The following is an 11,655-nucleotide window of genomic DNA, read 5'->3' on the forward strand; positions in this document are numbered from 1 at the left end:
TCCTGGAGTACCGGCGCCTGTTTCGCAAGAATCGTGCCCGATTCCGGGCAGGCTGCTGTTGAAACTCTTATGGGGCTCTGTTCGTGAGCTGTCCATCCTGCGTCCTGCGACTCGTTGCCCGAACAGACGAGTTTCAGACGTCATGGACATACCTCGTATGGGAGTACCCGAGAAGCTGGCCGCGCGCATGAGCATGGCCGAACAGCACGAGTACCTGCGCGCCAGATTCTCGCGGCGCACCATGATCAGGGGCGGCGCGGTCACGCTGGGCGCCGTCGCGGGTGGCGCGTTCGTACCGGGCGCCACCGCCCAGGCCGCCGTGCCGACCCGGAGCTCCGCCCCCGCCGCCCAGCACGTCGACGGCGCCCTGGTCGCCCCCTTCGGCCGCCACCTGGCCTGGGGCAACGACCCGCGCACGGAGATCACCGTCTCCTGGCAGGTCCCGGTCGCGGTCAAGAAGCCCTTCATCCGCATCGGCGCCCACCCCTGGGACCTCTCGCGCAGGATCGACGCCGAGGTCCGCACCCTCTACACCCCGGCCGGCGTCGGCGCGAGCGGCGACCACACCCAGTACTACCTGCACGCCAAGCTGACACACCTGCGCCCCGGCAAGACCTACTACTACGGCGTCGGCCACCAGGGCTTCGACCCGGCCGAGCCGCACCTGCTGGGCACGGTGGGCACGTTCACCACCGCCCCCGCCCACAAGGCGCCGTTCACCTTCACCGCCTTCGGCGACGAGGGCGTCGGCTACCACGGCCTGGCCAACAACAGCCTGCTGCTCGGCCAGAACCCGGCCTTCCACCTGCATGCCGGCGACATCGCCTACGCCGACCCGTCCGGCGCCGGCAAGACCGCCGACACCGGCTTCGACTCGCGCACCTGGGACTCCTTCCTCGCCCAGACCGAGTCGGTCGCCAAGCAGATCCCGTGGATGCCCGCGTACGGCAACCACGACATGGAGGCCTGGTACTCGCCCAACGGCTACGGCGGCGAGGAGGCCCGCTGGAACCTGCCGGACAACGGCCCCGACAAGAAGAACCTGCCGGGCGTCTACTCCTTCGTGTACGGCAACACGGCGGTCATCTCGCTCGACGCCAACGACGTCTCCTTCGAGATCCCGGCGAACCTGGGCATATCCGGCGGAACCCAGACCAAGTGGCTGGAAGGCCAGCTGAAGAAGTTCCGCGCCGCCAAGGACGTCGACTTCATCGTCGTCTTCTTCCACCACTGCGCCTACTGCACCTCCACCGCGCACGCGTCGGAGGGCGGTGTGCGCCAGGAGTGGGTGCCGCTGTTCGAGAAGTACACGGTGGACCTGGTCATCAACGGCCACAACCACCAGTACGAGCGCACCGACGTCATCAAGGCGGGCAAGGTCGCCAAGAAGCTGCCGATCGGCGGCACGGCCTACCCCGAGACCGACGGTGTCGTCTACGTCACCGCGGGCGCCGCCGGCCGCAGCCTGTACGCGTTCTCCGCCCCGGACTCCTACGAGGGTCACGAGCACGAGACCGACTCCGTGGCCTCGTTCGTCAACACCAAGGACGGCAAGGTCAACGAGACCGTCGCCTGGTCCCGGGTGCGTTACCTCGACTACTCCTTCCTGCGCGTGGACGTCACGCCCGCGCCGAAGGGCCGGCAGACCACGCTGACGGTGTCGGGCATCGCCGAGACCGGCGACCGCGTCGACCACTTCACGGTGTCCCGCAAGGCCAAGTAGGCCCCCGGCGAGCGGGCGGTTCTCACCGGCGCCTCACTCACAGGCGCTTGAGGACCGCCCGCTTGGCCAGGGCGAACTCCTCGTCCGTCAGCACCCCGTCGCGGTGCAGCTCACCCAGCTCGCGCAGCCGGCGCAGCAGCGCGTCGTGGCCGTCCCCGGCGCCCTCCCCGGCAGGCCGGGCGGCGTCCTGGCGTACGTCCGGCTCCGCCGCCGGGGGGCGCGGAGCCGAGGGGTGCGGCAGCCGCGCCTGCACCGCCGCCGCGACCAGGGCCATCAGCGGATCCCTCTTGAAGCCCCACAGCTCGACCGTGTTCGGGTCGTACTTGGGCGGCGCGGTGACCGGCGCGCCGCGCACGAGGAACCGCAGGTGCCCGTTCTCCAGTCCGGCCGCCGGCTGCCACTCGACGCCGGTGATGTCCGCGAGGGGGATCGTGCGCGGCCCGGTCGAGGCCTTGGCCTCCTCGGTCTTCCAGTTCCACTCCAGCCGCACCCGCTCCCCGTCGAAGCCCGCCGTGCCGTCCCCGGCCGAGGCGGACACCGGCAGGGACGGCCCCGGCAGCAGATAGCCGTCGGCCGGCTCCGGGGAAACCCCGTCCAGCAGCAGGGCGTTGCGCACCTCGTCGGCGACGTACTCGGCGACGCCGTACCGGTCGGGCTCCACCGTCAGCTGGTACGGGTCGTGCGGCTCGGCGAGCCGGCCCCCGGTGACGTGCAGCAGCGGGTCGGCGCCGGCGCGCAGCCGCAGCCTGAGCCGGCCCGACTTCCGGCCCTGTTCGAAGGAGACACCGGCCAACGCGCCGAGCGGTACGATGAGTTCACCCAGCTCGCGGCGGAGCAGGCCCACGTTCTTGTCCCGGCCCGGGGTGAGGCGCAGGGCGTCCCCGTCGAAGGCCCAAGTACCGTCCTTCTGGATGATTTCCGCCATGCGGGGATTGTTCCACCCGATCTGCGGGACAGTGGTCTCGACCAAGTCTGACGGTCACCCCTTCCGAAGGGAGCGCTTGTGAGACGGAACCACGGCACGACTCCCCGCCTGTCCCACGTCCTCGGTTCCCTGCTGCTGCTCGCGGCGGCCGGCGTCGTCACCGTCGGCGCGGACCGCACGGCGCAGGCCGCCGCCCCGACCCCCCTGGACCGGGTCGTCCCGGCCCCCGCCTCGGTCACGCCCGGCACAGCGCCGTACCGCATCACCCGGCAGACCCGCATCCGCGTCGAGGGATCCGCCGAGGTCCGCCGCGTCGGCGGCTACCTGGCCGGCCTGCTGCGCCCGGCCACCGGCTATCCGCTGCCGGTCACCGACCACGGCACCGGCGGCATCCGGCTCGGCCTCGCGCAGGGCGACTTCGGCGCCGAGGGCTACCGTCTGCACAGCGACGCGGGCGGGGTCACCCTCACCGCGCGCACCCCCGCCGGCCTCTTCCACGGCGTGCAGACCCTGCGCCAGCTCCTCCCGGCGGCCGTCGAGAAGAAGACCGTCCAGCCCGGCCCCTGGCCGATCGCGGGCGGCACCGTGCGGGACCGTCCCCGCTTCGCCTACCGGGGCGCCATGCTCGACGTCTCCCGGCACTTCTTCACGGTCGCCCAAGTCAAGCGGTACATCGACCAGTTGGCCCTCTACAAGATCAACGAGCTGCATCTGCACCTCAGCGACGACCAGGGCTGGCGCATCGCCGTCGACTCCTGGCCGCGCCTGGCCTCCTACGGCGGCTCGACCCAGGTCGGCGGCGGCCGGGGCGGTCACTACACCAAGGACGACTACCGGGAGATCGTGCGGTACGCGGCCTCCCGCTACCTGGAGGTCGTGCCCGAGATCGACATGCCCGGCCACACCAACGCGGCCCTCGCCTCCTACGCCAGGCTCAACTGCGACGGCGTGGCACCCCCGCTGTACACCGGGACCGAGGTCGGCTTCAGCTCGCTGTGCGTGTCCAAGAAGGCCACCTACGACTTCGTGGACGACGTCGTCCGGGAGGTGGCCGCCCTCACCCCCGGCCGCTATCTGCACATCGGCGGCGACGAGGCGCACTCCACCAGCCACGCGGACTACGTCACCTTCATGGACCGGGTGCAGCCGGTCGTCGCCCGCTACGGCAAGACCGTCATCGGCTGGCACCAGCTCACCGGCGCCCACCCGGCGAAGGGCGCCCTCGCCCAGTACTGGGGCCTGGACGACACCAGCGCGGCGGAGAAGGCACAGGTCGCCGAGGCCGCCCGGAACGGCACGGGTCTGATCCTGTCCCCGGCCGACCGGACCTACCTCGACATGAAGTACACGCGGGACACCGGCCCCGGTCAGGACTGGGCGGGCCTGGTGGAGGTGAAGCGATCGTACGACTGGGATCCGGGCGCCTATCTCGCCGGGGTGCCCACGTCCGCGGTCCGGGGTGTCGAGGCGCCCCTGTGGACGGAGAACGTGACGGACACCGCCGAGATCGAGTACATGGCGTTCCCCCGGCTCGCCGGCGCGGCCGAGCTGGGCTGGTCACCGGCGGCCACCCACGACTGGGACGCCTACCGGGTGCGGCTGGCGGCACAGGGTCCCCGCTGGGACGCCCTCGGCATCCACTACTACCGCTCACCCCAGGTGCCCTGGCCGGCACGCTGACCGCAGGCCGGCGGGCACCCCGCAGGACCACTCCGGGGTGCCCGCCGGGTCCGAGACGCCGTCAGAAACCGGCGATCGGGTTGTCGAGGGTGCCGACGAGCTGGAGCGCGCCGGACGGGTCGGCGAGGTCCACCATCTGCCTGTTGTCGCGCAGCTGGAGCCGGTTCAGGCAGGACAGCGCGAACTGCGGGGCGAACATGTCGTACTGGCGGAACCTGTCGGCCAGCTGGGGGTTCGCCTCCTGGTACTCCCGGGTGACCTCCGCGACCGTGCGCCAGAAGCCGTCCTCCGCAAGGACGCCCTCGGCGGCGAGGTGGGCGGCGAGGAAGCGGAAGAAGCAGTCGAAGACGTCCGTGAAGATCGACAGCAGCTTCATGTCCTCGGGGACCTCGACGCGGATCCGCCGGACCTCCGGCGGCAGGGCCGCGTCCGGGTCCATGACGGCGATCTCCTCGGCGATGTCCTTGTAGACCGCCCGCCGCACGGCCCCGTCCCGCAGCACCAGGATCGTGTTCTCGCCGTGCGGCATGAACACCAGGCCGTAGGCGTAGAAGCTGTGCAGCAGCGGGGTGTAGTAGGCCCGCAGGTACTGCCGCAGCCACTGGGTGGGGGCCAGGCCCGAGCGCTCGATCAGGGCGCCCGCGAAGGAGGCGCCCTCGTCGTCCACGTGCAGCAGCGAGGCCATGGTGGCGAGGGTCTCGTCGTCCCGCAGCGAGGGCACCGGGCTCTCCCGCCACAGCGCGGCGAGCATCTTGCGGTAGGGGGAGTAGCGGTCGGTGGCCCGCTCGTACTCCAGATGCCGGTAGCCGACGGCGGCCCGCTCCCGCAGGACGGACAGGCCGGTCGCCCTCAGCACCGGGTCGCCGTCGATCAGCCGGGCCAGCCAGTCGTTGATGGCCGGGGTCGCCTCCATGTAGGCGGCGGACAGGCCGCGCATGAAGCCCATGTTGAGGACGGACAGGGCGGTCTTCACGTAGTGCTTGTGCGGGTCGCTGGTGTTGAAGAAGGTGCGGATCGACTGCTGGGCCAGGTACTCGTCGTCGCCCTCGCCCAGGCAGACCAGGTGCCGGCGGGCCACCTCGGCGGCGAACGTGACGCTGAGCTTGTTCCACCACTGCCAGGGGTGGACGGGGATGAACAGGTAGTCGGCGGGGTCCAGCCCCTGGCCGGTGAGGACGGCACGGAACCGCTCCACCGTCTTCTCACCCAGCTCGCCTTTCAGGAAGGACTCGTACTCGATCCCGGCACCGGCCGTGAACGCGGCCCGTGAGCGGTGCGCGGCCAGCCACACCAGCCGCACCGGGCTCGCCGTCTCCGGGGCGTACGACAGGTACTCGTGGACGCCGAAGCCGAGCCGCCCGTTGTTCGCGACGAAGCACGGGTGGCCCTCGGTCATCCCCGTCTCGATCGCCTGGAAGCCGCCGCGGGCCAGCTCTGCGGAGGTCACGCGGGGCTTGCCGAGCTTGTAGCAGGTGCTCGAGAGGGTGGAGGAGATCTCCTCCAGGTAGACCGGCAGGATGTCGTCGCGCAGTCCCAGCGACTCCTTCAGCTCGATGAAGAAGTCCAGGGCGGCGAGCGGGAGTTCGGTGCCCTCGCGGTGCCGGGTGAGCGAGCCGGCGTCGATCTCCCAGTGGTCCAGGGCCCGCCGTACGGCGCTGAACCGGTAGGCGGTGAGCCCGTCGTCGCTGCGGACGACGTACCGGCCGCCGTCCTCCTCGGGCGTGACCAGCCGTTCGTGCGCGAACTCGGCGAGCGCCTTGCGCAGCAGCAGCCGGTTGGCTGTCGCCCAGCGCTCGGGGGACAGATGGGCCACGGCGTCGGCGAGGGTCATGCGGTCACCGCCTTCTGGAACTGCTCGCGGGTGCAGAAGCTCAGCAGCGCCCGCTTCTCCGGTTTGTCGATCTCCCGCTCGGGCACGAACCCGACGGCCGCGTTCAGCGCGTGCACGGCCGTGTTGCGCACGTCCGGCTCGACGACGACCCGCCGCACCGCCGGGTCCTCGAAGAGACGGGCCATGACGGCGGTGATGACGGCCCTGGTGAACCCGTGCTCGGGGGTGTCGGTGGCCGGGGTCAGGAAGTGCATGCCGACATCGCCCGGCCGCGCCTCGTACAGCCCGGCCAGCTCCCGGTGCGCGGGGTCGTACGTCTCCATGAGGAAGACGGGCGTGCCGTCGCGCAGTCCGAGCAGCGCGTGGTGGTGCTCGTCCGCCGCGATCTGCCTGTAGGCGCGTTCGACGTCCTCCGGCCGCGCGTCCTGCATCATCCAGAAGGCCGCCTTGGGATGGGTGACCCAGGAGTGCAGCAGCCCGGCGTCCGTCAGCGGGTCGACGGGACGGAAGGTGAAGGTCGTGGTCGTGGTCGTGGTCGTGCCGGTCATACCGCGAACTCCTGGAAGGCGATGGTCTTCTCCACCGGGTAGTACTCCGTGCCGAGCAGCTCACGGATGATGTACGCGTTCCGGTACGCGCCCATGCCCAGGTCGGGGCTGGTGACGCTGTGCGTGTGGACGCCGGCGTTCTGGAGGAAGACCCCGCGGCCGGTGACGTCGACGGAGTAGTTCCGGGCGACGTCGAAGCGGCCGTGGCCGTCGAAGCGGAGCCGGCTCAGGACCGGGGCGAGGAAGTCCGGCGGGGTGTAGTGGTAGCCGGTGGCCAGGACCAGGGCCTCGCTGCGGATCTCGAAGTCCTTGTCCTGCTCGTCCTGGTGGAAGCCGAGGGTGTACGCGCCGTCCCGGTACGTCGCCGTGCGCAGCGTGGAGTTGGTGAGCAGCCGGGTGGGGACCGGGCGGTCGCCGCTCTCGACGTTCTTCTGGTACAGCAGGTCGAAGATCGCGTCGACGAGGTCCGAGTTGATGCCCTTGAACAGGCCCTTCTGCTGCTTCTCCAGCCGGTAGCGGGTCTCCTCGGGCAGCGCCCGGAAGTAGTCGACGTAGTCCGGGGAGGTCATCTCCAGGGTCAGTTTGGTGTACTCCAGCGGGAAGAACCGCGGGGAGCGGGTGACCCAGTTGAGCCGGTAGCCGTGGACGTCGATCCCGGCGAGCAGCTCGTGGTAGATCTCCGCCGCGCTCTGGCCGCTGCCGACGATGGTGATGGACTTCTTCTCCAGCAGTTCCGCCTTGCGGTGCATGTACTGGGAGGTGTGCAGGAAGTCGCCGCCCAGCCCCTGGCACGCCGGGGGCACGAAGGGGACCGTGCCGGTGCCGAGGACCAGGTGCCGGGCCCGGTAGGTGTCGCCGGCTCCGGTGCGGACGACGTACCGCTCGTCCTCGTACGTCACCTCGGTGACCGTGGTGCCGAAGCGGACGCTGCTCAGCTTGTTCGCGGCCCAGCGGCAGTAGTCGTCGTACTCGACCCGCAGCGGGTAGAAGTTCTCGCGGATGTAGAACGAGTACAGTCTGCCCTTCTCCTTCAGGTAGTTCAGGAAGGAGTACGGGGACGTCGGGTCGGCCAGGGTGACCAGGTCCGACATGAACGGGGTCTGGAGGTGGGCGCCGTCCAGGAACATGCCGGCGTGCCACTCGAAGTCGGGCTTGGACTCCAGGAAGACGCCGTCCAGTTCGGCGATCGGCTCGGTGAGGCACGCGAGTCCGAGGTTGAAGGGGCCGAGCCCGATCCCCACGAAGTCATAGGTCTTGCCGTGGGCTTCAGGACGCGCGGTCAAGGGACTCTCCCAGGTACTGCTCGGCGTGGCCGGCGATCAGATCGAGGACGGCGGCGATGTCGGCCGCCTGTGTCTCGGGGTTGAGCAGGGTGAACTTCAGGTAGTGGCGGCCGTCCACCTTGGTGCCCGCGACCACGGCGTCACCGGAGGCGAACAGTGCCTTGCGGGCGTGGAGGTTGGCGCGGTCGATCTCGGCGGGGTCGGTGACGGCGGCCGGGACGTAGCGGAAGACGAGGGTCGACAGGCTGGGCTCGACGACGACGTCGTAGCGGGGGTCGGCCGCGAGCAGCTCCCAGCCCTCCCGGGCCAGGTCGCAGACCTCGTCGAAGAGCTGCCCGACGCCGTCGGCGCCCATCGTGCGCAGCGTCATCCACAGCTTGAGGGCGTCGAAGCGGCGGGTGGTCTGGAGGGACTTGTCGACCTGGTTGGGAATGCGTTCCTCCACCATGCGGCGCGGGTTGAGGTATTCCGCGTGGTAGGTGGCGTGCCGCAGGGTGGCCGCGTCCCGGACCAGTACGGCGGAGGAACTGACCGGCTGGAAGAAGGACTTGTGGTAGTCGACGGTGACCGAGTCGGCGCGTTCGATGCCGCCGATCCGGTCCCGGTACTTCAGGGAGGCGAGCAGCCCGCAGCCGTAGGCCGCGTCGACGTGCATCCAGACGCCGTACTGGGCGCACAGCCCGGCGATCTCCGGGAGCGGGTCGATGGAGCCGAAGTCGGTGGTGCCGGCGGTGGCGACGACGGCCATGGGGACCAGGCCGTCCCGTGCGCAGCGCTCCAGCTCACGGGCGAGGGCGACCGTCCGCATGCGCTTGTCGTGGTCGACGGGGACGGTGACGACGGCGTCCGGCCCGAGCCCGAGCAGGGTCGCGGACTTCCTGACGCTGAAGTGGCCGGCCTCGGAGGTGAAGACGCGCAGCCGGCCGAGCGACTGGCTCTTCGCCTCCTCCCGGGCCAGCAGCAGCGCCTGGAGGTTGGACTGGGTGCCGCCGGAGGTGAAGACGCCGTCGGCGGCCGGGCCGAGGCCGATGCGGGCGGCCGTCCAGTCGATGAGCCTGCGCTCGATGAGGGTGCCGCCGGCCGACTGGTCCCAGGTGTCCAGCGAGGAGTTGACCGCGGACAGCACGGCTTCGCCGAGCACCGCCGGGATGACGACCGGGCAGTTGAGGTGGGCGAGGTAGCGGGGGTGGTGGAAGTAGACCGCGTCCCGCAGGTAGACGTCCTCCAGCTCGTCCAGGACGGCGGTGGTGTCGCCCAGCGGACGGTCGAGGTCGATCGCGTCGACGGTGGGGGAGAGGGCGTCCACGGCGACGCCGGTGAACGGGCGGTCGATGGTGGCGAGTCTGGCCGCCACCCGCTCGACTCCTTCGGTCACGGAGCGGCGGTAGTGCTCCGCGGTGAGGCCATTGAGCAGGTGCGAGCGCATGTGGGGGTCCTCCGAGGAGACGGTCTCCGTGCGAGATCAACTTAGGTTAGCCTAACCTAAGTTCCGCGAATCAGGGCATGCCTTGACCCGTGACCGATGTCACGGCACGTCAGGTTTGTTCGGCGGCCCGGAGCTGTTCCTCCGTCATCCCGTGCCGCCAGTAGCCGACGAAGGTGACGCGCCGCCGGTCCACCCCTCGCTCGGTGACGAAGTGCCGCCGCAGCGCCTTCACCCGGCCGGACTCGCCGGCGATCCACACGTACGCCCGCTCGGCGTCCGGCAGGGGAGCGGCTCGTACGGCGTCGACGGTCATGGGGGACCCGTCGTGCCGTACGAGCCACGTGATCTCCGCGTCCGCCTCCGTGCGCACGTCCTGGATGTCACCGGCGTGCGGCACCTCCAGCCAGGCCCGGACCCGGGTGCCGGCGGGGAGGGCTTCGAGGATCGCGGTCGCGGCGGGTACGGCGGTCTCGTCGCCGCACAGCACGACGCGAGCGGTGTCCCCGGGCGGACGGAACCGGATCGCCCGGTTGTCCGCGACGGCAGGGCCGAGCAGCAGCACCCGGTCACCGGCGGCGGCTCGGGCGGCCCAGCGGGAGGCGGGACCGGCGGGCGTGGCCGCGTCCGGTCCCACGCCGTGCAGGGCGAAGTCGATGTCGATCTCGTCGGGGTCGCGGCGCAGTGACCGCAGCGTGTACGAACGCATCACCGCCCGCACGTCCTCCGGGAGTTCCCGCCACCCCTGCCACCAGCCCTCGCCCAGCTCCAGCGGCACGACGGGCTCCCTCTGCCCGGGATGCGGCAGGAAGAGCGACAGGGACTGGTCCCGCCCGTCGGAGTGGAAGGCGTGCAGATCGGCTCCGCCGAAGGTGACCCGGACCAGGGACGGACCGAGCCGCCTCGTCCGTACGACCTGGAGGGAGAAGAAACGGAACGGGGCGGCTACGGCCGTCGTCATGGGTGGCTCCTGAGGGTGGGGTTCAGGGCTTGCCGGAGGTGCTTACGGGTCAGCTGACCTTCTTGGCCTTCTCCAGCGCCTCCGCCAGGTTCGTCAGCAGCGGCACGCACTTGTCGTAGGACAGGATGGGCTCGGGGGACCGGGCGATGACCTGACCCGCCTGCACCGCGGGCAGCTTCTTCCAGGTGGCCTTGGTGATGTCGGCGGGCTGGATCGCCGAGGTGCGGTCGTCCATCATGATGATGTCGGCCCGGTACTTGTCGACGTTCTCCCAGCTCAGCGACTCGTACCAGCCGCCGCCCTGCTTCTTGGCGCTCTCCGGCGGCTCCACGAAGTTCACGCCGAGGGCCTTGAAGTACTCCAGGTCGATGGAGAGGTTGGTACCGGAGACGTAGAACAGCTGGTCGCTGGCGCTGCCGGCCATCACCTTGATGCCGGGCCTGGCCTTGGCGGCGGCGCGCAGCCGGGCGGCGGCCTCCTCGAACCGCTTCTTGGCGTCGGTGACCTTCGCTGCCTTCATGTCCGCGCCGAGCGATGCGGCGAGGTCCCACATGCGCTGGAGCGGCGCGGTGAGCCGGCGGTCGTAGACGGAGATGCCGACGCTCGGTGCCAGCTGGGCAATCTTCTTCTTCGACTCCTCGGGCACGTACCAGAGGGTGCCGGCGCCGTCGAACATCGTGGAGACGAGGACGTCCGGGGCGAGGGAGGCGTACTTCTCGACGCTGAACTGGCCCCAGGTGTTGCCGAGGACCGTCACCTTGCTGACGTCCATGTCGCCGGCCTGGACGTCGGGCTTGCCGTCGGTGGTCCTCGTCGGGCCGAAGACGCCCTTCACCTGGATGCCGTAGTCGTACAGCGCGGCGCCCACACCGGTGAACGCGACGATGTTCGCGGGGACCTTGTCCAGCTTCACGGTCGTGCCGCGGTCGTCCTCGAAGGACCAGGGCCCGGTCGTGCCGGCCTTCGCCTCCGTGCCGGAGCCGCCGTCTTTGCCCTTGTCGTCCCCGCAGGCGGCGAGCGCGGCACCGAGTGCGAGGGCGCCGCCGGCGGCGAGCAGGCCGCGACGAGTGAGGTGGGTGGCACGGGCTTGGGGCATGGGTGTGACTGCTTTCGAACGGGGCGAAGCGCCCGCCGGACAAGTTCGAAGGTAGGTTAGCCTAACCTCAGCTGATGTCCAGGGGGCGGGTGCCACGCCCGTTCGACCGGTGTGCGTCTCGTGGACCACCGCCGGGGGAACCGGAGTTGGCGGCGCGTCGGGGACGAAGCCCGGTGTCCCCGCGC

Annotated in this window: 9 protein-coding genes; 2 read left to right on the top strand and 7 right to left on the bottom strand. The window is 70.6% G+C overall.

What is annotated here, in order from left to right:
* The first annotated feature begins 157 nt into the window (after positions 1–157).
* Positions 158–1,723 carry a purple acid phosphatase family protein gene (locus LG395_RS17295; protein ID WP_225810341.1) on the top strand — a complete coding sequence of 522 codons (1,566 nt, stop codon included), beginning with the start codon at positions 158–160 and terminating at the stop codon, positions 1,721–1,723.
* 37 nt (positions 1,724–1,760) lie between these two features.
* Here LG395_RS17295 and LG395_RS17300 read toward each other — a convergent pair whose 3' ends face one another.
* Complete coding sequence (locus LG395_RS17300; RefSeq protein WP_171155970.1) at positions 1,761–2,648, bottom strand: DUF4429 domain-containing protein; 888 nt, start codon at positions 2,646–2,648, stop codon at positions 1,761–1,763.
* Between the two features lie 78 nt (positions 2,649–2,726).
* Here LG395_RS17300 and LG395_RS17305 point away from each other — a divergent pair, with 78 nt between their 5' ends.
* Positions 2,727–4,328 carry a beta-N-acetylhexosaminidase gene (locus tag LG395_RS17305; protein ID WP_225810342.1) on the top strand — a complete coding sequence of 534 codons (1,602 nt, stop codon included), beginning with the start codon at positions 2,727–2,729 and terminating at the stop codon, positions 4,326–4,328.
* Positions 4,329–4,389: 61 nt separating this feature from the next.
* Here the strand turns inward: LG395_RS17305 and LG395_RS17310 are convergent, their stop codons facing one another.
* The 6 genes from LG395_RS17310 to LG395_RS17335 all read right to left on the bottom strand — a co-directional run bounded on the left by LG395_RS17310 (position 4,390) and on the right by LG395_RS17335 (position 11,470).
* Positions 4,390–6,159, bottom strand: coding sequence for an IucA/IucC family protein (locus LG395_RS17310; RefSeq protein WP_225810343.1), 1,770 nt, complete (start codon positions 6,157–6,159; stop codon positions 4,390–4,392).
* Positions 6,156–6,707: a GNAT family N-acetyltransferase gene (locus LG395_RS17315; protein WP_225810344.1), complete on the bottom strand. Its 552-nt coding sequence runs from the start codon at positions 6,705–6,707 to the stop codon at positions 6,156–6,158. Before LG395_RS17315 ends, LG395_RS17310 begins: the two co-directional genes overlap by 4 nt.
* Positions 6,704–7,990 (bottom strand): lysine N(6)-hydroxylase/L-ornithine N(5)-oxygenase family protein, encoded by a 1,287-nt coding sequence (locus tag LG395_RS17320; RefSeq protein ID WP_225810345.1) that lies wholly within the window; start codon positions 7,988–7,990, stop codon positions 6,704–6,706. Before LG395_RS17320 ends, LG395_RS17315 begins: the two co-directional genes overlap by 4 nt.
* A complete protein-coding gene (desA, locus tag LG395_RS17325; RefSeq protein WP_225810346.1) occupies positions 7,974–9,416 on the bottom strand; it encodes a lysine decarboxylase DesA in 1,443 nt (480 codons plus the stop codon). Before desA ends, LG395_RS17320 begins: the two co-directional genes overlap by 17 nt.
* A 109-nt stretch (positions 9,417–9,525) precedes the next feature.
* Complete coding sequence (locus LG395_RS17330) at positions 9,526–10,374, bottom strand: siderophore-interacting protein (RefSeq protein WP_225810347.1); 849 nt, start codon at positions 10,372–10,374, stop codon at positions 9,526–9,528.
* Positions 10,375–10,423: 49 nt separating this feature from the next.
* Complete coding sequence (locus LG395_RS17335; protein ID WP_225810348.1) at positions 10,424–11,470, bottom strand: ABC transporter substrate-binding protein; 1,047 nt, start codon at positions 11,468–11,470, stop codon at positions 10,424–10,426.
* Between the last annotated feature and the right edge of the window lie 185 nt (positions 11,471–11,655).

The organism is Streptomyces spinosus, from assembly GCF_020400655.1.
GTDB classification, from domain to species: Bacteria; Actinomycetota; Actinomycetes; order Streptomycetales; family Streptomycetaceae; genus Streptomyces; species Streptomyces argyrophylli.